Source organism: Francisella salimarina (assembly GCF_007923265.1).
Lineage (GTDB): Bacteria > Pseudomonadota > Gammaproteobacteria > Francisellales > Francisellaceae > Francisella > Francisella salimarina.
Genome location: NZ_VOJA01000001.1, coordinates 137,610 through 162,704, shown reverse-complemented (window position 1 = coordinate 162,704; position 25,095 = coordinate 137,610). Strand labels below are relative to the sequence as shown.

The following is a 25,095-nucleotide window of genomic DNA, read 5'->3' as shown; positions in this document are numbered from 1 at the left end:
TTAATGAGACTAAGAAAAAAAATACTACCTCTCTCGCTCAAGAAAGCTATAGATAAATTATCGAATGGTTATTTCACAAAGCGTATATTAAACGCTCAAGAAAAAATGCAAATTAAATATAGGTTGGATCAATTAGAGGAAGAGCTAGCTTTGTCTAAAAATAATCTTTATTCTGTAGAGCAAGAACAGGATTCTTTAAGAAAAGAGATAAGGATGCTTAAGGACGAGTTTGACTTCATGGAAAATGCTTGTATATATAAAAAAGAGCCAGATTTTATGATAATTGGGGCTCAAAAAGCTGGTACAAGTAGTCTTTTTGATTATTTGGATAGCCTAGATGGTTTTGAAGGTTCTAGAGTTAAAGAAACAAATTTTTTTGATAGAGATGATGATTTTAATAAAGGTAAAGACTATTATCTATCATTTTTTAGATGTGGTAAAAATATTAAAAGTTTTGAGGCAACGCCAGATTACTTATATGATCCGAAAACTCCTAAGAGAATAAACAAAACTCTGAATACAAATAAGTTTATTGTACTTTTGAGAAATCCAGTGGATAGGGCTTATTCTCAGTGGAATATGTGGCGTACGTCCTTTTTACATCAAAATAAGCGAGAGATGTTAGAGAGGTTTAATATTTCCAAAGACTCTTATTTCTATAATTTAATGATGGCAAATGCTTACCCTTCATTCAATGAAACAATCAATGAAGATATTTGCAAATACCATGGTAAAGATGTAGATATTAGTCCAGGTAATGTTAGGAGAGGTATTTATTATGATCAAATAGAAAGGTATCTTGAGTACTATGAAATGGAGAATTTTTTGTTTTTAGACTTTAGGGATCTTAAAAATAATACCCATGAAGTATTGAAACAAGTTTTTGATTTTTTAGATATTAATGGTGTGGATAGCCAAAAAATGCTTGATAGTTTTAAAATGCCAGAACAAAATATCTCGAATAAAGGTATATATGAGTCCAAGAGTGATGAGGATAGAGAAGTGTTGGAGTACTTAAGAGATTTCTATAAACCTCACAATGAAAAGTTATATAAGTTAATAGGCAGAAGATTTGATTGGTAGAGTGAATATGAAAGATGATTCCTTTAAATTTGGAAAAAACTATCTGTAGAGTAGCGAATTATGATAAATGTAACTAAAACATACCTACCTAATATTGACAAATATAAGCAATATATAAATCAGATATATACTAGTGGACAAATTACAAATAATGGACCGTTAGTTAGAAAATTAGAGCAACGATTAGCTACATATCTAGGTGTTAGGAATATGATCTTAGTATCTAATGGTACTGTGGCTTTAGAGATAGCATATAGAGTCCTTGGGGTTAGAGATTTTGCGATAACTACGCCATTTTCATTTGTAGCGACTACGAGCTCTTTAGTAGCTAATGGTATTAAGCCAATATTTGTTGATATTGATGAGAAGACATTTAATATTGATCCAAATAAAATAATCGATCAAATAACGCCAAATACAACAGCTATAGTTGCTACTCAAGTATTTGGCAATCCTTGTGATGTTGAGGCGATTGATGAAATTGCTAAAGAATATAATCTAAAAGTAGTGTATGATGCTGCACATGCTTTTGACGTAAAGTTTAAAGGTCAAAGTGTTCTAAACTATGGTGATATATCTACATTGAGTTTCCACGCTACTAAGCTTTTTCATACTATTGAAGGAGGAGCTCTTATTACAAATGATGATGAGTTCGCCGAGAGAGCAAGATTTCTAATTAATTTCGGTATCAAAAATGCTGAAGAAATTCCTCATCTTGGAACTAATGCAAAGATGAATGAGTTTGAAGCAGCAATGGGTCTTTGTGTATTAGATGATATAGAGACTATTTATGATTCAAGAAAAACTATTGCAGAAAAGTACAAATCAGAGTTGCAAGGCTTAGTTCAGTTTCAAGAGTTTAACTTTAATGCTACGGAGAATTATAGTTACTTTCCTGTATTGTTTAAGTCAGAAGAAGAACTTAAAAGAGTACAGCACGCACTAAATAGTCAGGATATTTTTCCTAGGAGATATTTTTATCCATCGTTAGATACCCTTAGCTATATTGAACCCAAACAGTGTATGCCAATATCTAGAGATATATCAAAAAGAATTATGTGCTTGCCTATTTATTATGGACTTGCAGAAAGAGTGCAAGAGCAAATAATATCATCAATAGTTAGCTGTTTAAATAGTTAGATATATCTGTATATCAAGGAGTTTTGTATGGAAAAGATATTGTTGGGGGATGCTAATTTTTGTGTTTTACCAATTTTAAAATCAATAATGTCAAAGAATAGACAAGTGAGTGTTGTTGGAGGAATAAATACAGATCCTGGACATAGTGTTGCAGATGTATCTGTTTTGATGGATTATTCAGATACAGATTTGTTATATAAACATATAGAAGAGCAAAAGTACGATTATATAGTACCAGGATGTAATGATAGATCCTATTTATCATTGTCAGAAATATCGCAAAGAACAAATCGCTATTACGGCTTGGATGATCATAATACAGTCTTAACTATACATCATAAAGATAAATTTAAGAAATTTGCCCAAGAACAGAAGTATCCAGTACCAAAATCTGTAGATAAGATTGAAGATGTTTGTAATTTAAAGCTTCCGATAATAATTAAACCAATTGATTCGTTTAGTGGTAAGGGTGTGAATATAGTTAATTCTACTAAAGACATATATAAATACTGGAGTGAAGCGGAAAAATTTTCAAAAACAGGTCTAGTTATTGCCGAAGAATTTATTGAAGGTGATTTATATAGCCATTCAGCTTTTATAAAAAATAAAAATTTATTAATAGACTTTTTTGTGAATGAATATTGTACGGTATATCCGTTTCAAGTAAATAGTTCTAATCTATCTTCTAATTTGAGTGACTTAATTATGAAGGGCATGAGAGAGTGGGTTGAGCAGTTTGCTCGTGATTTGAACCTTATGGATGGTCTTGTTCATACACAATTTATTGTTAATGGTGATGAGTTTTATATTTTAGAAGTTGCTAGAAGATGTCCTGGAGATTTATATAGTGAGTTGATTTCTAAAAGCACTGGGGTTGATTACGCGAAACTATATTCGCTACCATTTTTGGGACAGAAGCTGCCAGATATGATTGAAAAAAAGTTTATTAAGCCAATATCAAGACATACAGTTAGTGTTGATTACGAATGTATATTTATTAGTTCTAAGGTTAATCTAAAATGTAGTAGTGTGGAAAATATACAATTGAAATATTCTGGTCAAAAAATGAAGCCAGCACCATTTGACAAATCTGGCATATATTTTATCGAGCATGGTTCTATAGATGAAATGGAAGATAAAACAAAAGAACTTAGAGATTACATTGAAATTCAAAATATTAAATAAAGGGAGAGTATAGTGACGGATCATAAGGATTATAAGGAACCATTGAGGCTTGCCTTTATTGGTGGTGGGGTAAATTCTGCAATTGGATATACTCATTATATAGCATCCCAAATGGATCATTTATTTGTTGTTGTGTCTGGTTGCTTTAGTAGGAATCCTGAGATTAATAAATTAACAGCGCAAAAATGGGGAATTGAAGATAAATGTCTTTATGAATGTTGGAAAGACTTACTTGAATGTGAAGTGGGGAATGTTGATGCTGTAGTTATTTTAACACCTACTCCAACTCATTATGATGTAGCCACATATGCTCTAGATCTAGGTTATAATGTGATTTGTGAAAAAGCTCTCGCGAGCAATGTCGATCAAGGTAAAAAAATAGCTGAAAAAGTTGAAAATAAAAAAGCCTTTTTTGCAATTACTCATAATTATACTGGTTATCCAATGCTTAGAGAGCTTCAGGCAATGATTCAAGAAGGGAAGCTTGGAAAAATTATTAATATAAACATAGAAATGCCTCAAGAAAGTTTCATAAGATTTGTAAATGGAGAAAAACCACAACCACAACAATGGCGATTGCAGGATGAGACTATAAATGGTGTATCGCTTGATTTAGGAACTCATTTACAACATATGGTATATTTTTTGACAGGAGAAAATCCTATTGAATTAGTGGCTGACACTGCAAGTTATGGTCATTTTAGTAGTGTTATTGATAATGTCGCTTGTTTAGCTAGGTATCAGAGTGGTATGAAAAGTCAGATGCTGTATGGTAAGTCATTTATGGGACATCGTAATGGTTTAAGGGTTAGGGTGTATGGTGATCAAGGAAGTGCAGAATGGTTTCAGATGAATCCAGAGGATCTTATGTTTTATTCCATAGATGGGAATAGAATAGTAATTGATAGAGCTTCCCCTAATGTGTGTGTTTCTAATCAGAGTAGATATAATCGTTTTAAAGCAGGGCATCCTGCAGGCTTTGTTGAAGCTTTTGGTAACTTATACTTTGATATTTCAGAACAATTAAGAAAATTTAAAGTAGATGGAGAGTATGCAATTGATTGGTCGTATGGAGTAGATCAAGCGTTGGCAGGATTGCAAGTTTTTGAGGCTATAGAAGAATCTGCATTAAATAGACAATGGATTAGTCTTGGGGAGGTAATTGTATGTCATTAATAGATTTGAATGTTAGTGTTAATGTTAATAAGGAGAAATTAGTAGATGATTTCTTAAATGGGAGTGTGGACAAATATGTGTTAGGAAGAAATGAAACTTCTGCTAAGCTTTTGGATGTGGTTGATTTTTGTGGCTATATTGATGATTTTTTTGATGGTGAGATTTGGAATACTAAGAAAGTTTTTAAAATTAATCAAATCAATAATAAGAACGCGATTATAGTCTCATGTTCAACAGCAATATATCCAGTTTCTATAATCAGGAAGTTAGAAGAAAGTGGATTTAATAATATACTAACTGTAATGGATGTTGTGAAGTATTCTAATTTGAATTTTAATATAAAATTTCTTACCGTAGCGAGGCAGGATTTAGAATTAAATATAGTTGAATATGAAAAAATATATCAAAAATTAAGAGATTGTAAGTCAAAGCAGGTGCTTAGAGATTTAGTTAATTTTAGGTTGAATTTTGATTTGTCGTATATGCGAGAGTATACTGTAGACTTTAAGAAACAGTATTTTGAAGACTTCCTAGGGCTTGAATTAAATGAAGTGTTTGCAGATGTTGGTGGATATGATGGTCAAACATCTATAGAGTTTGTGAAGCATTGTCCCAGATATAAATCAATCTATATATTTGAACCATCAGAAGCTAATCTGATTCTAGCAAGAGATAGTCTTAAAAATTATAAGAATATTAATTTTATATCTAAGGGGTTGTCAAATAAAAAGGAAACGCTTAGGTTTAACACTAATTCAGGGAGCGCTAGTAACCTTTCTGAAGAAGGCGATGTCGAGATTGAAGTAGATACTCTTGATAATTTAGTCAAAGAAAAGATTTCATTTATAAAAATGGATATAGAAGGGGCTGAGTCATTAGCTATAGAAGGTATGAAAAATCATGTCCTAAAAGACCACCCTAAGTTAGCAATAAGTGTGTATCATAAACCTGATGACTTTTGGAAAATACCGGAACAGATATTCAACATAAGAAGCGATTATGATATTTATATGCGACATTATACAGAGGGAACAGATGAAACAGTTATGTTTTTTATTCCTGTCAAGTAGGAGTGAATGATGTTTTATAAAACAGAGAGTGAAGTAACTAAAAGATGGAAAGATGATAAGGTTTTATTAAGTATAATATGTGTTGCATATAATCATGAGAAATATATTGAACAGGCTCTTGATAGTTTTTTGATTCAGGAAACTGATTTTGCATTTGAAATTGTTATCAATGATGATTGTTCAACCGATAACACAGCTAGAATAATCAAAGCATATCAAGATAAATATCCAAAAATAATTAAACCTATATATCAAAAAGAAAATTGTTTTCAAAAAAATATTAATTTTATGAAGGAAATTTTTATCCCAGTTATACAGGGTGCGTATATAGCGTTATGCGATGGCGATGATTACTGGACAGATCGTCATAAATTACAAAAGCAGGTTGATTTTCTTGAGGCTAACCCTGAGTTTATGGGGTGTTCACATAATACAATTACTGTTGAAAAAAATAATGAAACGTCAAAGTTAGTTGCTTATAATGGGCATCAAACAGATGTGCATCATTTTGATGAATACTCTAAAGGAGAATGTTATTTTCATACAAGCTCGTATGTTTATAGGTTTGGAGGTAAATATAGAACAGAAGTTGAAGAATATTTACAGTTCTATAACAGTGATTGGTATATGTGTCTAGTTTTTTCATATTTTGGTCCTATAAAATCATTTAATAATATTATGTCGGCGTACAGAATTCATGATTTAGGCATTTGGAGTGCTAATGAATCATGTTTAAATGAGATCTATAATATATTGGCTTGTGTAAGTATTGTTAACATTTTTGATGAGAAGTATAGGAGAAATTTTTACCAAGCATTTTTGAACGTAATAAGAGCAAAAAACTCATCTGAGGTGTCTGAACTTTTATTGAAAAGTGCAACAGAAGAAGAGATAAAAAATACTCTTATTATGATTATTGACATACTGAATAAAGATGATAGTCCCATCAATGTCTTAATAGGAGACTTTCGAAAGGCAATAGATTATCAGGAAAAAATGCTGCATAAGAATAACGATGCCTTGAAGTTGCAGGGAGAGTGTATAAATGAGTGCAATAAGTATATAAAAGAGTTGGAAGAAGCATTGGAAAGAGAAAGAAAAAAAGGTATTATTGAATTTGTGTTGAAGAGAGTTTATAGGTTCTGCACGAGGTTCTATAGAAGGCGTAACTAGCTTTACTATAGCTTGTATTATATAATAGTTTTATTTTGAGGTTGAAAATATATGGTGGATATTTTGAGTTTAGCTGTTATTGGTGATGACAGGGGTTCTCTAGTATCCCTTGAGCAAAACAAAAATATACCATTTGACATAAAAAGAGTTTACTACATATATGGAACTAAGGAAAATGTGCGCAGAGGTTTTCATGCTCATAAGAATTTATCACAAGTTTTAATTTGTGTTTCTGGTAGTTGTAAAATATTGGTTGACGATGGTAAGACTAAAAAAGATGTTTTATTGGAGTTTCCTGAAAAAGGTTTACTAATTAAAGGATTAATTTGGAGAGAGATGTTTGATTTTTCACCAGACTGTGTGCTTATGGTTCTTGCTAGTGATTATTATGATGAATCTGACTATATCAGAAGTTATGGTGATTTTATGGAGATGGTAAAAAATGTTAAATGAGAGTTTAGTTCATCCTACAGCAATAGTGTCGGATAAGGCAATTATAGGTAGAAATGTAAAAATAGGACAATTCACTACTATTTATGATAATGTTGAAATAGCAGATGATACAACCATTGAGGGATATTGCGAAATAGGTGTTCAAAATCATTTATCTGAAGGCAGTAAACTTTTTATTGGTGGTAATTCATATATTAGATCACATAGTGTTTTTTATGAGGGCTCGGTTTTTGGAGAAAAATTAATTACAGGCCATCGCGTGACTGTACGAGAAAAAACAATAGCAGGTATAAATTTACAAATCGGTACTTTAGCTGATATTCAAGGACATTGTACTATTGGGGATTATGTAAGAATGCATAGTAATGTGCATATAGGTCAACATTCAAAAATTGGTAATTATATTTGGATTTTCCCTTATGTGGTGTTAACAAATGACCCGCATCCACCAAGTGAAGTTATGCAAGGTGTAGAGGTTGGTGATTTTGCCGTAATTTCTACGATGAGTGTTATTTTGCCTGGAGTTAAGATAGCAACTGGGTGTCTTATTGGAGCAAACTCTATGCTAAGTATCTCAACTAAGCCACATATGCTTTATAGTGGAAATCCCGCGAAAGAAGTTTGTGAAGCATCTAAGATAAGACTTAAAGATGGTACAAGAAAACCGGCATATCCTTGGATAAAGCATTTTCATAGGGGGTATCCTATAGATATTATAAAAGAGTGGGAGAAAATGAATAGTGAAGGAATCATATAGTATTGATGAAATAGAAATCGGGATGTGTGCATCATATTCACAAACAATAACTGATACAGATGTTAAAGTTTTTGCTGGATTGTCTGGTGATCATAATCCAGTTCATTTAGATGAATTATATGCAGAAAAATCAAGATATAAAAAAAGAATAGCTCATGGATTAATAAGTGCAAGTTTTTTTTCTGCATTATTTGGTACAAAACTGCCAGGTAAAGGATGTGTTTATGTAGGGCAAAATTTGAATTTTAAAAGACCTGTGTATCTTGGGGATACAGTAGTAGCAACTGTAATTGTATCAAACATAGATGTATCAAGAAAAAGAGTTTTTTTTGATACAAAATGTACTGTAAAAAATAAAGTTGTTATAGATGGTACTGCTGAAATATTTATTCCATAAATAAAAATATCTCCCAAACTTGGTAGAAGGAGTTTGTCAAGTGATTTTGAAAGACATAGCTAGAGTTATGTATATGTTTGTTCCTAGGTTTATGAGGGAGCAGTTTGTTAATGATGTGATATTAGCAATAAGGCGTATTAGAGAACCAGATCAATCAGATTATATAGAGGATGTGGAGAGAAAATATAGTAAAAAACTCATGCTTGCTAAAGATTTAGACTTACTTGGATGTGAATATAATATTTTGTACGAATGCAAAGATAGATCTATTCAGCTTAGTGCACCAAAGTTAATAATCGATGGTGAGAAGTATTTCAAAAATGAAATTAATACTGAACTACCAGATACAGCTATTTACCTTGTCAACGATGTAACACTTATTGGTGGCTCAGACTCTCTAATTAATCAAGGTAATGTTTATAACCATGATTTAAATTCGATGAGTAATCATCACGAGATCAAGAGATTTGAAAATATAGAGTACTATGGTGGTGGATTTTATAAATTCTACCTTGATTCAGAAGAGATTAAGTCTTCAGGTGACAAAACATATATTAGTTTAATTTCTGAATATTCTTGGAATTATTATCATTGGATCGTAGAAGTTCTGCCAAAGTTTATAATGATATTAGACGTCTTGAAAAAACAAGATGAAAAGTTTGATTGTACTAAATATACACTTTTAGTAGATCAAGGATTGCCTAGTCAGTGTATCGACATTCTAAATATTGTGGCCGGTTGTAGCTTCGAAATAGAGGCTGTTGAGCTGAGAAGACTTTTATTTTGCAAAAAAGTCATTTTTGCTAAGCCATTATCTTATGTTTTGGAAAATAATAAGAATCCAGTTAATAACATGAAAGATGTTGTTATAGATATTGATGCTTTAAAAGATTTGAAGCGTAAGGTATTAAATAATGTTTCTATAAAACCTTTTAAAGCATTTTCAAGTAAGAAAATTTATTTACAGAGAAATAATAAAATAAGAACAATTGAAAACATTAATGAATTGGAAAGACTTTTGCATAAGAAAGGATTTGAGTTCGTGAATCCAATAGGTTTAAGCTTCTGTGAACAATTAAGTATGTTTCAGCATGCTGAAGTGATAATTGCGCCCTCTGGTGCAGCTTTTACCAATATGTTATTTATGAGAGGTGGAACAAAAGCTATAAATTTATATCCATCTGTTACAGGTGTTAATTTTAATATATTTGAACCAATTGCGGCAGCATCTGGGGTAGAACTTGTACATTTTTTAACAACTCCGGTAAGTGACACTAGTTATATTCATGGGAATGTGACTGTTAATGTTCAAGATTTGGAGAAATATCTAGATGATATACTTGTTTAGAGGTTTTACTATATAAAGATTTTCAGTTTAATTCAAAGCAATGTTTTATAAAGTTTAATTTTAATAATTTAAGATGGTGAAATATTATGATAAGTTTTTTAGATCTTCAAAAAATAAATGGTTTATATGAGTCAGAGCTTAAACAAGCATGTGAGCGGGTCATTGATAGCGGATGGTATATTCGTGGTAGTGAATGTGAAAAATTTGAAGAAGAGTTCGCTAATTATTGTGGTACTAAGCACGCTATTGGTGTTGCAAATGGCTTAGATGCTCTTGTATTAATTATTAGAGCATATAAAGAGTTAGGAGTTTTTAAAAATGGTGATGAGATTATAGTTCCAGCTAATACTTATATTGCAAGTATTTTAGCGATATCTGCTAATAGTCTAGTGCCTATATTAGTAGAGCCTAATATAGATGATTATCTATTGGATGTAGATAAGCTTCAAAAGGCTATTACAGATAAGACAGTAGCTATCATGCCAGTACATCTATATGGACAAACTTGTCAGATGGACGAAATTAATTCCATAGCTAAAAAACATAATCTTAAAGTAATAGAAGATTCGGCTCAATCGCATGGAGCATACTTTGATAATAGGAAGTCAGGTAATCTCGGAGATGCTAGTGGTTTTAGTTTTTATCCGGGTAAGAACCTAGGGGCATTAGGTGATGCTGGTGCTGTAACAACGAATGATAGTATATTAGCTGATACAATATCGGCCTTGGCAAACTATGGTAGTCACGAGAAGTATAAAAATCTTTATAAAGGAACTAATAGTAGGTTAGATGAGATTCAGGCAGCTATGCTAAGGGTTAAGCTTAAATATTTGAATCAAGATATAGATTACCGTAGAAGAATAGCTGAATACTATCTTTCTAATATTAAAAATGAAATAGTTTTTTTACCAATGCTTAGACAATTCGATAATCACGTTTGGCACTTATTTGTAATCAGAACAGAAAATAGAGACCGACTGCAAGATTATTTATTAAATAATGGTGTTCAAACCGTTATTCACTACCCGATAGCCCCACATCATCAAAAAGCATATAGTGAGTGGAATAATGATAGTTATCCGATATCAGAGCAGATTCATGATCAAGTTTTAAGTTTGCCAATAGGTCAACATTTATCTCAGGATGATGTTGTTCGAATAACTGAAATCGTGAATAAATTTTAGACCGTAACATTCTGAAAAAGAGCTTGTCTAATAAGTGGTACTTAGTCAAAAAAACATAATGATTAATAAAAATGTTGTTATTGAGTTTTATATGATAGTCCGAAACAGTGGCCTTTAGTTATCATAAGGTCGATTAACTCTAATACTTTCAGTAAAAAAATCTAACAACATTTGTTAAAAGTAGAATATTCAATATAAGCATTAAGCTTGGGAGGTTAGGTTCTATGGATAATAGTCCTCTTATAAGTGTATGTATGCTTTGCTTCAACCATGAGAAGTATGTGGAGCAAGCCATAAATTCAGTTATAAACCAGACATATGATAATTGGGAATTAATTATTGTTGATAATAGCTCAACAGATTCTTCGAGACAGAAGATAGCCAATTGCTCTTTTACTGATGATCGAATTACTTTTATTTCACTTGAATATAATAGTTATCCCTCTGGAGGAATTAATACTGCTCTCAAACAGGCTAAGGGTGATTACATATCTGTATTATCTGCGGATGATTATTTTATGTCAGATAAGTTAGAGAAACAACTTAATTATATGAAAGAGACGAATAGTTGTATTTGCTTTACTTGGGTTAAGTTTGTGAATGATAGTGGTGTTGAGTTAGATAACTATAAAAATCATGTTTTTAATAAGCATTTTAAAAATACAGATGAGCTTATGAAAATGTTATTTAATGGTATTAATGTGTTTTGTGCAGTAACGCCATTGATATCTCAAAAGGCTCATGAAAAAATTGGTTTTTATGATAATAGATTACTACAGGCTCAAGATTTTGATTTATGGTTGAGAGCGTTAAAAGAGTATGATATATCTATATTGGAGGAAGAATTATCATGTTATCGAATTAGGGATGATGGCGCTAATCTAAGCATAGGAGTTGATACTAGAGCATTACTTCGAGGAAATACTGAAGCTATTTGGTATATGCAGAATATACCTAAATTAGAAACTTGTGTTATCTCAAAGATAATTGGTAATAAAAGCGATGAGATATCTAAGTATAAAAATTTATTTTATTATTATTTGAAACAATCAAATAAAGTAGGTGCGGCAGCTATGGTTTTTGCAGCATATGACAAATTAACTGAGAGTTTTTCATTTCCTTCAGAGCTATATCAAGATTTTCTTGAGATGTATTCACGCCTTGATCTTTTTGATGAGTTGGGTTTTAGGAAAGATGCTGTGGCAGAGCTATATCTTGAGCAATCAAATTCTGAATCAAGTAGTATAAAAAAACGGGTCTATGTAAATAAGAATATATATTCTTTCGATATATATATTGAAAATGATATTTCAAAGATCGAGTATTTACCAATTAATCAGCCATGCAAAATTAATCTAAAGTCAGCTAGAGCGATTTTCGAAGGCGGTAATGTAATAGCATTAGGTGTGAGTAAGACTAATGCTGAATATTTTGATGGACAGTATTATGATTTTAAAAGATACCCTAAAATCGTTTTTGATAAACTAAATGTAGAAGCTATAGGAGAAAAAATACAAACTATTGAAATAGATATAGATATTTTGCCGTACAATAAAGAATGTTTAATTTCATTAAATGAGGCTATTAATTATTTAAATGATGAGTTAAACAATGAGCTTGATACTTATAAAAAAGAGATTAATAAGATATACTCATCTTTAGGTTGGAAATTAACTAAACCTGTAAGAATAATTACAAAGCTGTTTAATAAGTAATAAAAGTATGACTAGGTTATATAATGATTTTAAGAGAGATAGTTACGTTTCTATGTCCTGTAGGCAGTAGAAGAAGAGAGATATTGAGAAAAATATATCGAGGTATTGTTGTTAGTAAAGTCTCTACTAATGATGTCGAAAATCAGTTTCAAGAAGGTAAAAAGGTATTTGATGTTTCCAAACAAACTTTGATCATAGTATCTCATATATCTTCAGCTACTGGTGCGCCTTTGTTGGGGTTAAATATAGGAAAGAGTTTAAGTAAGCAATATAATATAATTAACTACATTATGCAAAAGTCAGATATTCATGATGCTTTTTTTGAAGATGCTTTTCTAGTGGTTGAAGAGGTTTATAATAATCAGAGTCTGTCTATCCAGATGATCGATACGCTTAATCAAAAGTATAATATAACCGCTGCTATATGTAACTCAATTGTAACGTATCCTATATTAAGTATAGTTCGAGACCTTCGAATTCCTGCTTTGTCACTTGTTCATGAATTTGCAGGCTATGTAGTTCATGGTAGTGTAATGAGAGATACACTTGTGGCCGCAGACAGTGTTGTAATTCCCGCAAAAATAATACAAGAGTCGATTACTAATCATTTAAGGGATTTTGAAATAATTTCAAATGTTCCTAAGAATATATCTATTTACCCACAAGGAAAGCTACCATTTATCCCTAAAAATTATGGCCATGCTGACTCTGTGGATAAAATTTTGCAAAAAATAGGTATTGATAATATAGGAAATTATAGAATTATGGTCGGAGCTGGGTCAATAGATATTAGGAAAGGTGTAGATTTATTTATCTCCGTAGCTAGATATATTAAACAAAACTATGAGGGTAGGTGTAAATTTGTTTGGGTAGGTGATGGACTAAAAGAATCTGATTATACGTATTCTTATTGGTTGCAAAGAGAAATAAGACTATTTGATCTAAGTGACGATTTTGTTTTTTTGGAACATCAGCAAAGTCTAGATGCAATATTTTCTATAGCAGATATCTATTGTTTGACATCGCGTATGGATCCATTTCCTAATATCGCTATTGATGCTTTAGAAGCTGATTTGCCAATTGCTTGTTTTAAGGATGCTTCTGGCACAGTTGAGTTTTTAGAGAAATATAATGCACAATCTATAATAGTAGACTATCTAGATACGCATAAATTAGGTTATGAGATCGCAAAATTTTTATCAAAAAATATCGTTAGATCTAATAGGAATTCTTATCTTGTTAAAAAATATTTAGACTTTGATAAGTATGTCGATTTTCTGATCAGTAAGATTAACGAGTGTGTTTCATATAATAGTAAGAATCTAAAAATTGCTAGAGAGTTAGAGTTATCCGAGTTTTTTGATAATCAGTTTATTGGATTATCAGATTTGAAATCTGCCTCAACGTACTTTTATACATTAGCGCATAGGAAAGGTTTGCATAGGTTAACATCTAATCCATATCCTGGCTTTTCAAATCTTAAATGGATTTTAGAAAATGGTGATGGTAGGACGGGAGTTCCATTATATGAGGCTCTTAGTGAACATATACATGCTACTCACGAATGCTATAGATTACCTATCCATAGTGATGAAGAGAATATATCAGTTAGGTTTGCGGTACACTTGCATTTATTCTATATTGATTTGGTTGAGGAGTTTAATGATTATTTTAAATACCTTCCTCCCGGATACGACTTATACATCACTGTAGTAGATGATAACAATATTGAATTTATTAGAGATAAATTTAGCACTTGTGGTGCAGTTAATGTGGAGTTTATAAAAGTTGATAATATTGGAAGAGATATTGGTCCAATGATATTTGGACTCAAAAATCAGTTATTTAGTCAGAAATATGATGTTGTAGGCCATTTTCATAGCAAAAAAACAGTTAGTGCTCATGCTAACTTAGGTGATGAATGGAGATCATATTTGTTGGATAATTTAATTGGTAAGGATAAACAAATTTCTAGTTCTATACTTAGACTTTTGAATAAAGAAGAAGTAGGATTAGTCTTTCCTGAAGATAGGACATATGTTGATATCGGCGAGAACAAGTCATATGTTGATAAATTGGGTCAAGTTATTGGGTTAAAAGAAATATATGAAACTCCTATATTTCCTTTGGGTAATATGTTTTGGGCTAAGCTTGATGCAATCAGGGATATTTTTTATCTAGATGAGCAATTGATTCTACAAGAGGAACCGTTACCACGAGATGGTAGCTATATGCATGCTTTAGAGAGAATAATGCCGAATATAGTCGAGAAAAATGGTTATAAATATGTAACAGTGTACAAGGATGGTACATCGTGGTAGTTGGAGGTGGTCAGTTAGCACAAGCATTTTATAATTATCAAAACAATGAGGGTGTCACTATTTTTGCTAGTGGAGTCTCTGATTCTAGTTGTATTGAACAAAAAGAATTTGATAGGGAAAGAAAGCTTCTTGAAACTATACTTAAAGGGAATTCGAATAAAAAGTTTGTATATTTTAGTAGTTGTGCATTATCGGCTGAAGATTATCCTAAGAACTCATATTATGCTCATAAAATACAGATGGAAAGTACTATAAAGAAGCTTTCAGATAAATATTTTATCATTAGGCTTCCGCAACTATTTGGAAATCTAAAACTGCATAATACTCTAATAAATTATATTTATCATGCTATTAAAAGTAATAATGTAATGAGTGTATATTCAGATGCATATAGATATGTTATTGAGATAGAAGATGTTAGGAAGTTTGTTGATTCATATTTGGCAAATGGTGCTCTATGTTCTACTATTGATCTTGCTAATCCATATAGATATAAGATTTTAGAGATTATAGAAATTTTTGAAAATCTTCTTAACAAAAAGGCTAATACTATAATTATACAGAAAAAAGATAAATATATTTTAGATCTCAGCAAGCTTAACAGCTATATTAAAGCAAATAATATAGATATAGAATTTGGTAAAGATTATCTAAAAAATAAACTTCATGAAAAAATAAAAAACATAAATAGTATATAGAGTAATGCCAGTAAGTTATTTAATCTTATGTTGTTAATGATTATAATGTTTAGAATATAGTTATCCAAGTTTTATGAATAATGTCTAAATTAATAAGTGAGAGTCAAATATTATCACATTGGCAAGATAATAAACCAATATTGAGTATTTGTTGCACCGCATATAATCAAGAGAAATATATTGAAAAGGCTTTAGAAGGTTTTTTATCTCAACAAACAGATTTTCCATTTGAAATAATTATAAGTGATGATTGCTCGACTGATAGAACTACAGAAATACTTAATAGTTATCTTGAGCAATATCCAAATATTATTAGATTAGTCTATCAAAAACAAAATCAATACTCAAAAGGAGCTTTACCTATAAGAGACTTTATTTTACCTGTCGTTAGAGGTAAATATATAGCATTGTGTGAAGGAGATGATTATTGGATAGATTCCACCAAATTACAGCAGCAAGTTGATCTTTTGGAGCATAATCCTGAATTCATGGGCTGTGGTCATAATACAAGATTTTTAATCAATGGAGAGTTGACTGATAGATTATTTATAGATTCTAGTAATAAAAAAGACAGTTATAAATTCGATGATTTTATTGATTCCGCCTATTTGCATACAACATCTTTAGTTTTTAGATATGATGCACATAAAAGTCAGATTAATGAATACCTTGCTAAATACTCATCTGTTAAACGTAATGATGTATATATGTTGTTGGTATTTTCAAAATTTGGTTCAATAAAATATATAGATAAAATCATGTCTGTATATAGAATGAATGATGGTGGTATATGGAGTGGCGCGGATGAACAAGCACAGCTAATTATGTTTTTGCATGGTTGTGTAGATTTTAGCTATATATTTGGTGAGGAGTACAGAGATAAATTTCTTTACTCATTCGCTAATACATTAAGTGAAAGTATAGGTGCTACTACGCCAAATTTTATGTCAGAAGTATTAAAAGAATTCTCAATAAGAGATTTTGAAGTTATTGTAGAGAGTTTTGCCAGATTTAAAAATCGTGATAATGGAACTATTAGAGAATGTAGTGAGTATATTGAGTTTCTTGAAAAGCAAGTTAATGATAATAGTATCAAATCACTGATTATAAAGTTTATTAGAGTCTTAAGGAGATTTACTTTTTTCAAAAAATAACTTTGAAAAATAATTTTATTGTATAGTAGCGTAGCATAATGATGTACTATGTGAGTGGCTTCATTATTTCAACTAATTTTGGCTTAATATGCTTGAGTAAGTATATGGATCCTGTTTTTGAAAGATGATTACCATCAGAATAAAACGGAATGCCTTCCCTGTTTACATTATTACAATATCCATTTTCACAAAAAGTATCGTATGGATTGATAAAATAAACATTTTTATGTTTTTTGGCAAATTGATTGAGAATGTTATTAACATTTATTGCTGCAGGATAATTATTTTCTATTTCTTTTGTTTGACAATGATTTGTTGATTTAAACCATTTTAGTTGAGATAAGCAATATGTTGTATTGTAATTAAATGATTCTGGAGGATTTCCTATTATTATTAATTTATGTCCGTCAATTATTTTCAGCAATTTTTCAAAAGCATCCGTTAATGCTTTGTATTGATTGTATTTTGTCATGGTGAAAGGATCTATATTAATTGGCTTGTGTGAGTCTAAATACAATGCGTCTCCAACATAGGCTGCAACATATGCAGAGTATATTAAAACACTATCTTTTTTTTGTTTTATATGATTGCTTAGATCTATAGGTGCTTCCTTATTAGATTTATCATTCCATTCCTGTGTAAATATAGGATTTCCTTGTCTAGTAAGTCCCGGAATAAGTAATGTTGATGAATACTTGCCTCCATCTCCACCTGTTATACCGTATAAGCTTAGGTTGAAAGGTTTGGCTATTTCATCTATTAATCCTCTCTCCAACATTCCGGCATGACTATCTCCCATAAGTATTATATCAGCAGGTAAAGAACCGTATTTTACCTCCTCTGTTGTGACACCGGCCCCTCCCCAGTTTTCTATATGATATTTACTCAAATCTGTCACTTGATTGGCAGCTATTGGATATTTTGCTCTCCAAAGCCAACCTTTACTATAGAAAATAGAAGCTCCTATTACAGATATTATAACTACAATTAAACTCCATTTTGAAACCAATAAGACTTGTGAGTAATTTTTTTTAGGGATGTTTTTTCTGAAAGGTTGTTCAATTGTGTAATACATGACTGAAGCCACAATTAGGGCAATAATTAAAATAACTAATTTAGATATTGAACTAAGTTCAAATGGATACCCAGTGTTTTGATTGTATGTTTTAACGAATACTATCATTGGCCAATGTATTAAATATAAGGAATAGCTAATAAGTCCAATAAATCTGATTGCTTTGACTCTTAGTATATATCCTGACCACTTGGCGGATCCGGAAAGAATCAATAATCCAGCGCCTATTGTAGGTAGTAAAGCATTATAGCTAGGAAATAAGGTGCTTGAATTATAATAAAATATAGGATAAAAAACAAAAATAAATCCTGTGGCACACATTATTTCTTTACTTTTGTTTGATTTTAGTAATTTGTCTTGATCTAGCCAAGTTAGTATTGCTCCAATACAGAATTCGAAAGCTCTAAACTGAGTTAGGTAATACAAATTACTTATGTTTGTGCTTTGCTTATAAATTGACCAAATAATACTAATAGTAAATATTGACATTATAAAAGGGATTAAAAGTTTCTTGTTAATTCTATATATAATCAATAACCCTATGGGCCAAAATATATAAAACTGCTCTTCAACTGCTAATGACCATGTATGTAGAAGTGGGTTTGATTGTGAGAAAATATCAAAATATCCCGCCTGAGAATTGAAAAAAAAGTTTGATATAGATAATGCAGAGGTTGCTAAAGAGCCTCCAAAAATTTTAAAGCTAGCAAGATTTAGTAGCCATGTTGAGAGCAAAAGTGTAGTTATTAGAGTGAATATTAGTGCAGGCAATATTCTTCGTATTCTTCTTGTATAGAAATTCAAAAAGTTAAATTTGTTATCTCTTCTTAGTTCTTTAATTATTATTTTAGTTATAAGATAACCACTTATAACAAAGAATATATCAACACCAATAAATCCACCACTAAAAAGTGAATAGTCAAGGTGTACAAATATTACAGATATGACTGCTAGAGCTCTCAAACCATCTATGTGATCAATATACTTAATGTTGCTCAAAACTTTAACTCAACTGATTAATTTAGTTACAAAAGTTTATTATACATGGAATATACTAATAAGCAATTGTGCTTAAATGATAAAATTGACTTGTAGGTTGTTGTAGTAATGTTGGAGATCAAATCTTTCAATTGTTATAGATTTTAATGTAAAAAAAATAATGTTCTGATAAAATGATTCTCATAGTAGAAAAGTGGTTTTAGTATATATGAGATACTTCAAAGAATTCTATAGGTTTATTAGACATCTTATTAACAATAATAGACTAATTCTTATACTCTCTTACAATGATTTTAAAGAAGCATATTTAGGGTCATATTTGGGAATTGTTTGGGCTGTTATAAGACCGGTAGTTTTTATATTGGTGATATGGCTGGTTTTTACTTATGGTATTAGACCTGGAGGTGCTGGAGGTAGTTCTTCAATAATCCTTTTTTTATTGACAGGTATGATTCCGTGGTTCTTCTTTTCAGATGCTTTTTCTAAAAGCTCTGAAGTCCTTATAGCAAAAAGTTTTTTGGTTACGAAAGTTTCGTTTAGTGTGAATATTTTACCTATAGTAAGTATTATGTCTTGTTTTATTATACATATGATACTTGTTTTTATATTATTCTTGGCATTCACGCTAGCTGGCCACTATCCTAGTATTTACTGGTTGCAGTTGCCATACTATCTGTTGTGTAGCTTATTGCTCTTACTGGGATTGGGCTGGTTGGCTTCAGCATTAAGGGTGTTTGTGAAAGATACCTCAGAAGTTGTTGCTCTAATTACACAATTTGGGTTTTGGTTTACTCCGGTTTTTTGGTCTCCTCAGCAGATTCCAGAGAGATATAGATTTCTGATAGATCTGAATCCGATGGCATATGTAATTCAAGGTTTTCGTAACACTTTTATTGAAAAAGTGTGGTTTTGGCAACAACCAGTGCAGACTACAGTTTTCATGATAATGGTTTTTTGTATAGTATTTTTGGGGGCTATTGTATTTAAAAGACTAGCTCCTCACTTTGGAGATATTCTGTAAAATGAAAAAAAATATTGCTATTAAACTAACTAATGTTTCTAAGTATTATAAAATATATGACTCTGCTAGAGACCGAGTTAAAGAAGCTTTTAGCTTGTCTAGAAAGAAGTATTCCAAAGATTTTTGTGCGGTAAAGGATGTGAATCTTGAAATTAATAAGGGTGAGGTTCTCGGTATTTTTGGATTAAATGGAGCTGGTAAGTCAACACTGCTTAAGATTATCGCTGGAGTTGTTACACCAACCTCTGGGAGAGTTAATGTTAATGGTCAAATCAACGCTATGTTAGAAATTACAGGAAGTGTGAATCCTGAGTTAACTGGTGCGCAAAACATTAAATATAGCTTGGATCTTAATAAAGTCAATGAAAATGAAAGAGATCAAATTACTAAGGAAATTATAGAATTTGCTGAAATTGGTGACTATATAAATCAGCCAGTAAAGAATTATAGTAGTGGCATGACAGCTAGACTTGGGTTTGGAATTGCTACAGCGATTAAACCAGAAATATTAATAGTTGATGAAGTTTTGGCTGTTGGAGATGCTATCTTTCAAAATAAATGTTTTGTTAAGATTAGACAGCTTCTTAAAGGAGGGACAACAGTTGTCTTTGTTTCGCATAATGTTTCTTTGATGGTGGAATTTTGCAGTAGGGCAATATTTCTTCATAATAGACAAATACTTCTTGATGATGAACCCAAAAGGGTGGCTCATTATTATCAAAAAGCCTTATTTAGCGATGATAAAGAGAGGGTGATAAGAGAAATTCAAATTCTTAATGGTGATATTGTTGAGGAAGCTGATAGTGATGTAAAAGATAATTTTGGAAGAGATTTTGATAACCTTTTAGTTTCTGATCTATGTATTTATGATATGTCAAATAATGCGACGAGTTTCTTGGAGACAGGATATGAATATATTTTATCTATGGATGTTAAGTTTCTAAATGATTACAATAAAGTTAGGGTGGATTTTGATGCGCAAGATATTACAGGTAAGACGTTGACTTTATTTAATTCTTTTTCTAAGGGTAATATTATAGAAGGCATTAAATCAGGAGATGTTTTCAATATAAGTAATATATTTAAGTGTGTGGTATATAAAGGACAATATACTATAAGAGTAAGCTTTACTGATATTAGTGATAAGAGATTTGATACTCCTATTGAGAGTAATAAAATCGAAACCAAGTTTGAGGTTGGGGTGTTAGAGCAGGAGAATGTCCTAAAGGTACAAAAGCGTAAATAGGTTTTTACATGAAATTTTCTATAGTAACAGTATCATACAATTCTGAGAAATATATTGAAGAGACTATCTTGAGTGTAATCACTCAAAGAGGTGACTTTGATATTGAATATATTCTAGTAGATGGTAAGTCAAAAGATAGCACTTGTGATATTATCCAAAAGTATGTAGATAAGCATAAGAAAGGCGAATTAGACATATTTTGTAATAGTCTTGATATCAAGTTTATATGTGAGAAAGATGATGGCATGTATGATGCTTTATCAAAGGGATTATCGATAGTAACTGGTGATATAGTTGCTTATATAAACTCAGATGATTTTTATCTACCAAATGCCTTTAAAGCGATAGCTGCTGAGATGAAAAAACACGGTGAAAAAGCACAGTGGATAAATGCTAAAAATACCTGGTACAACAAGGATGGTATTATTGAAAACTCTATGCTGCCTCTAGTACCATCAAGAAAGAGAATACTAAAAGGTATCCATGGTACGAGTTTGCCATCGATACAACAAGAGTCAACTTTCTGGACAAAATCATTACAAGATAAAATGGATATGAAAAAGTTTGCTGAGTATAAACTAGCCGGTGACTTTTTTATGTGGCACGAGTTTGCAAAACATGCAAATTTACATATATGTAATAGTAATGTTTCGGGCTTTAGACATCATGAAACTAACAAAAGCAATGATCTAAGCGGTTATATGAATGAGTTTTATGATATTGTTGGCGGCAAGCCAAGAAAGAATATTTTTGATCTGTGGCATATTTTTATATATAAGTTTTATGTTAAATATACTTCAGATAATATGATTAGAAGACACAATGAGTATGTTAGAATATTCAGACATATAGGCTACAAGCTTAGTGAAAAACTAGGTAAGAAAAGTCACTAATATATCTTAGGAGCTATCCTTGTCAAATTCTCAAATTCAAAAAGCTAATTATCCTTTGGTTACAGTTATAACAGTTGTATATAATGCCAAAGAACTTTTAGAAGAGACTATTTTGAGTGTATTAAACCAGACATATTTAAATATTGAGTACATTATAGTTGATGGTGGTTCTACTGATGGAACGCTTGATGTTATTAAAAAATATCAAGATAAAATTACTAAGTATATCAGTGAGCCAGATCAAGGTATTTACGATGCTATGAACAAAGGTATTGCACTAGCTAAAGGGCAATGGTTTAACTTTATGAATGCAGGAGATAGCTTTTATTCTAATGATGTTTTACAGGAGGTATTTGAGAACAAATTTTCTCAAGATACTGCTGTCATTTATGGAAATACTAATATTGGTCATAAAATTCTAAAATACAAATCTGAACTAAATTTGAGAGATATGGCGCTAGGAATGATGTTGTGCCATCAATCTACTTTTTATAGGTTAGATAAAGCAATAAAATACAATCTTAAATACAAGATATGTGCAGATCAAGATTTTACAATGCAGTACTTTAAGCTTGGTAAAAAATCGAAATATCTAGATATGACTATTTCTAAGTATGATCTTGATGGTATATCATCACAAAACTTGAATAAGATTCTCAAAGAAAAATTTCAAATAAATAAATCTTATAATCTTTCGTATCTGCCTGTAATCAAGAGTTATATTATTTCGCTGTTAGTTAAGCTACGCAGTTACTTTAGGGGTTACTAAAAGCTAGTATTGTTATATCATATAGTTAGATATAGATTTAATTAAAGGCAAGATAAATATCATGTATGATTATGTCATAGTCACTCACATCCCAGCTTTTTATAAGGTTAACTTGTATAATCAGTTAGCTAAGAAGCTAAATATCTTTGTTGTTTTCTTAGCCTCGAATACAAATGAAAAAAGAGCAGATGATTTTGTTGGTTTAGATAATGTATCTTTTGAGTATCAGGTTTTATTCTCAGGCAACTTACAACAGCGAAACTCTTCAGCAAATATCAAAAGATTAAGAAGTATTTTAAAAAGTATTCAATATAAAAGAATGTTAGTAAGTGGTTGGGATTTGCGTGAGTTTTGGTATGTTATATTTGCTAATCGTAAAAACAAAAATTTTCTAGCTCTTGAGTCAACTATTAATGAAAGTAAGACTACAGGAATACAAGCATTAATAAAAAAAATATTTCTATCGCGAGTATCTACAGTTTTTGCATCTGGTACTCTTCATCGAGAGTTATTACTAAAACTTGGATATCGTGGCGATATAAAAATTACCAAAGGTGTTGGTATTATCAATAAACCAAGCTTTAATAAGGAAGTAAGAGAGTATCACAAAAAGTTTCTTTATGTTGGGAGGTTATCAGCGATTAAAAATTTAGAGAGATTAGTTCAGGTATTTAATAGTCTAAAAGATTATAGTCTGACCATAATCGGAGAGGGCGAGCAGAGAGAGTATTTACAAAAAATCGCTAATGATAACATTGTGTTTAAATCAGCTATTGAGAATAAGAAACTTAAAAATGAATTTCTTAGTCATGATGTTTTTGTGCTACCTAGCCTGGTTGAACCATGGGGATTAGTAGTTGAAGAGGCGTTTTATTTCGGTTTGCCTGTGATTATTAGCCAAAACTGTGGAGCTAGAGATATTGTCAAAGATAATATAAATGGTTATTGGATAGACCCACAAAATATTGATGGACTAATTTCATTAATCCGAGCAATTAACTCAGATAAATATCATGAGCTTATCACTGGTGTGGAGAAATTCTCTCTAAATGCAAAGGATATTGAGCAAATTGAGGCTTATTTATGAAAATTTTGATTGTCCATAACCGCTATCAGTCAAATAATATTGGTGGCGAAGATATAGTTTATGATAATGAGTTAAAGTCTTTGCGAGAATTACATGGCGAAGATAATGTTTTGGCATATCAGGTTTCTAATGATGATATTAGCAAATTTAGCTTATTATTTGGGATATGGTTTTCACGCAAGCATTATCGAAATATTAAAAAGATAGTTAGAGACAACAATATTGATATAGTCCATGTGCATAATTTTTTTCCTTTGTTGACACCAAGTGTTTTTAAGGCTGCAAAAAAATCTGGTGCTAAAGTGGTACATACACTTCACAATTACAGACTATGGTGTATATCTGGTATTCTGTATAGAGATGGCTTTGGTGCATGTGAACTATGTACCAAAAGTAAGTTACCTATTTTTGGTATAAAAAATAAGTGCTACAGGAAATCGCGATTACAAAGCTTAGTTGCTCAGGTCGCATTTAGTTTTTATAAGCTCTTCAAAATGTTTAAGAATATTGATTATTATTTCGTGTTGACTGATTTTCAAAGGCAAAAGGTCAAAGAACTTGGTATTTCAAACCATAAAATTATCCTCAAACCAAATAGTATCTCTTTGGCTGTAGATCAGCATACTCAAAAGATTAAACAAAACTATATTTATGTAGGTAGGCTTGAAGAATCCAAAGGCATATTTGAGCTTTTAGATACATGGAGATCTCTAGATGATAAGTTTGTGTTGACAGTGGTTGGCAATAGTCCCGATAGTGATGAGATAATTAATAAATACTCATCTAAAAATATTGTTTTTAAGGGGAAATGTACTAGGGAAGAGACGCTATCTTTGATTTCACAATCGAAGTATCTAATCCAACCAGCGCTACTGTATGAAACATTTGGCTTGACGATAATAGAGGCTATGAGTTTTGGCGTTCCTGTTATTGGTTTTGATATTGGTACGCGTAGAGATTTTATCAAAAATAGAGAAAATGGCTTCATAACTACAAAAAATGACTTACAAAGAACTATACAAAACTCTTACGACTATAGTAACTATGAGCTAATGAGTCAAAATGCAAAAAATACTGCAAAGCAATATCAAAATGACTATATAATAGCTAAGCAGTTAGAGATTTATAAAAATATTTTAGAAGGTTGATAG

General features: G+C 31.0%; 22 protein-coding genes. 21 read left to right on the top strand and 1 reads right to left on the bottom strand.

What is annotated here, in order from left to right; genetic code table 11:
• The first annotated feature begins 3 nt into the window (after positions 1 to 3).
• From FQ699_RS00785 to FQ699_RS00715, 15 genes are all read left to right on the top strand, one after another.
• Positions 4 to 1,083: a sulfotransferase domain-containing protein gene (locus FQ699_RS00785; RefSeq protein ID WP_146420718.1), complete on the top strand. Its 1,080-nt coding sequence runs from the start codon at positions 4 to 6 to the stop codon at positions 1,081 to 1,083.
• Between the two features lie 60 nt (positions 1,084 to 1,143).
• Positions 1,144 to 2,223, top strand: coding sequence for a DegT/DnrJ/EryC1/StrS family aminotransferase (locus FQ699_RS00780; RefSeq protein ID WP_146420717.1), 1,080 nt, complete (start codon positions 1,144 to 1,146; stop codon positions 2,221 to 2,223).
• A gap of 27 nt (positions 2,224 to 2,250) precedes the next feature.
• Positions 2,251 to 3,408, top strand: coding sequence for an ATP-grasp domain-containing protein (locus tag FQ699_RS00775; RefSeq protein ID WP_146420716.1), 1,158 nt, complete (start codon positions 2,251 to 2,253; stop codon positions 3,406 to 3,408).
• 12 nt (positions 3,409 to 3,420) lie between these two features.
• Positions 3,421 to 4,584 carry a Gfo/Idh/MocA family protein gene (locus FQ699_RS00770; protein ID WP_218961587.1) on the top strand — a complete coding sequence of 388 codons (1,164 nt, stop codon included), beginning with the start codon at positions 3,421 to 3,423 and terminating at the stop codon, positions 4,582 to 4,584.
• Entirely contained in the window at positions 4,575 to 5,654 is a 1,080-nt protein-coding gene (locus tag FQ699_RS00765; protein ID WP_146420715.1) for an FkbM family methyltransferase, read from the top strand. Before FQ699_RS00770 ends, FQ699_RS00765 begins: the two co-directional genes overlap by 10 nt.
• A 9-nt stretch (positions 5,655 to 5,663) precedes the next feature.
• Entirely contained in the window at positions 5,664 to 6,827 is a 1,164-nt protein-coding gene (locus FQ699_RS00760; protein ID WP_179951643.1) for a glycosyltransferase family 2 protein, read from the top strand.
• Between the two features lie 51 nt (positions 6,828 to 6,878).
• On the top strand, positions 6,879 to 7,280 hold the full coding sequence (locus tag FQ699_RS00755) for a sugar 3,4-ketoisomerase (RefSeq protein WP_146420713.1): 402 nt from the start codon (positions 6,879 to 6,881) through the stop codon (positions 7,278 to 7,280).
• On the top strand, positions 7,270 to 8,037 hold the full coding sequence (locus FQ699_RS00750; protein ID WP_146420712.1) for an acyltransferase: 768 nt from the start codon (positions 7,270 to 7,272) through the stop codon (positions 8,035 to 8,037). The genes FQ699_RS00755 and FQ699_RS00750 overlap by 11 nt, the downstream gene beginning before the upstream one ends.
• A complete protein-coding gene (locus FQ699_RS00745; protein WP_224728114.1) occupies positions 8,021 to 8,434 on the top strand; it encodes a MaoC family dehydratase in 414 nt (137 codons plus the stop codon). Before FQ699_RS00750 ends, FQ699_RS00745 begins: the two co-directional genes overlap by 17 nt.
• 40 nt (positions 8,435 to 8,474) lie before the next feature.
• Positions 8,475 to 9,782, top strand: coding sequence for a glycosyltransferase family 61 protein (locus tag FQ699_RS00740; protein WP_146420711.1), 1,308 nt, complete (start codon positions 8,475 to 8,477; stop codon positions 9,780 to 9,782).
• Between the two features lie 86 nt (positions 9,783 to 9,868).
• A complete protein-coding gene (locus tag FQ699_RS00735; RefSeq protein ID WP_146420710.1) occupies positions 9,869 to 10,966 on the top strand; it encodes a DegT/DnrJ/EryC1/StrS family aminotransferase in 1,098 nt (365 codons plus the stop codon).
• Positions 10,967 to 11,190: 224 nt separating this feature from the next.
• Positions 11,191 to 12,681, top strand: a complete 1,491-nt coding sequence (locus FQ699_RS00730; protein WP_146420709.1) for a glycosyltransferase family 2 protein — start codon at positions 11,191 to 11,193, stop codon at positions 12,679 to 12,681.
• A gap of 23 nt (positions 12,682 to 12,704) precedes the next feature.
• Entirely contained in the window at positions 12,705 to 15,002 is a 2,298-nt protein-coding gene (locus tag FQ699_RS00725; protein WP_224728115.1) for a rhamnan synthesis F family protein, read from the top strand.
• A complete protein-coding gene (locus tag FQ699_RS00720; protein WP_146420708.1) occupies positions 14,996 to 15,700 on the top strand; it encodes a Rossmann-fold NAD(P)-binding domain-containing protein in 705 nt (234 codons plus the stop codon). The genes FQ699_RS00725 and FQ699_RS00720 overlap by 7 nt, the downstream gene beginning before the upstream one ends.
• A gap of 80 nt (positions 15,701 to 15,780) precedes the next feature.
• Complete coding sequence (locus FQ699_RS00715; protein WP_146420707.1) at positions 15,781 to 16,854, top strand: glycosyltransferase; 1,074 nt, start codon at positions 15,781 to 15,783, stop codon at positions 16,852 to 16,854.
• A 46-nt stretch (positions 16,855 to 16,900) separates the two neighbouring features.
• Here FQ699_RS00715 and FQ699_RS00710 read toward each other — a convergent pair whose 3' ends face one another.
• The gene (locus tag FQ699_RS00710) at positions 16,901 to 18,928 is read right to left on the bottom strand and encodes an acyltransferase family protein (RefSeq protein ID WP_146420706.1); all 2,028 of its coding nucleotides are present in this window, start codon (positions 18,926 to 18,928) and stop codon (positions 16,901 to 16,903) included.
• Positions 18,929 to 19,136: 208 nt separating this feature from the next.
• Between FQ699_RS00710 and FQ699_RS00705 the strand changes: the two genes are divergently transcribed.
• The 6 genes from FQ699_RS00705 to FQ699_RS00680 all read left to right on the top strand — a co-directional run bounded on the left by FQ699_RS00705 (position 19,137) and on the right by FQ699_RS00680 (position 25,092).
• Positions 19,137 to 19,949, top strand: a complete 813-nt coding sequence (locus FQ699_RS00705) for an ABC transporter permease (protein WP_146420705.1) — start codon at positions 19,137 to 19,139, stop codon at positions 19,947 to 19,949.
• Position 19,950: 1 nt separating this feature from the next.
• On the top strand, positions 19,951 to 21,195 hold the full coding sequence (locus tag FQ699_RS00700) for an ABC transporter ATP-binding protein (protein ID WP_146420704.1): 1,245 nt from the start codon (positions 19,951 to 19,953) through the stop codon (positions 21,193 to 21,195).
• Between the two features lie 8 nt (positions 21,196 to 21,203).
• Entirely contained in the window at positions 21,204 to 22,088 is an 885-nt protein-coding gene (locus FQ699_RS00695; RefSeq protein ID WP_146420703.1) for a glycosyltransferase, read from the top strand.
• A gap of 19 nt (positions 22,089 to 22,107) precedes the next feature.
• The gene (locus FQ699_RS00690; RefSeq protein WP_146420702.1) at positions 22,108 to 22,857 is read left to right on the top strand and encodes a glycosyltransferase family 2 protein; all 750 of its coding nucleotides are present in this window, start codon (positions 22,108 to 22,110) and stop codon (positions 22,855 to 22,857) included.
• A 61-nt stretch (positions 22,858 to 22,918) separates the two neighbouring features.
• The gene (locus FQ699_RS00685; RefSeq protein WP_146420701.1) at positions 22,919 to 23,944 is read left to right on the top strand and encodes a glycosyltransferase; all 1,026 of its coding nucleotides are present in this window, start codon (positions 22,919 to 22,921) and stop codon (positions 23,942 to 23,944) included.
• Entirely contained in the window at positions 23,941 to 25,092 is a 1,152-nt protein-coding gene (locus FQ699_RS00680; RefSeq protein WP_146420700.1) for a glycosyltransferase family 4 protein, read from the top strand. The genes FQ699_RS00685 and FQ699_RS00680 overlap by 4 nt, the downstream gene beginning before the upstream one ends.
• Positions 25,093 to 25,095 lie beyond the last annotated feature (3 nt).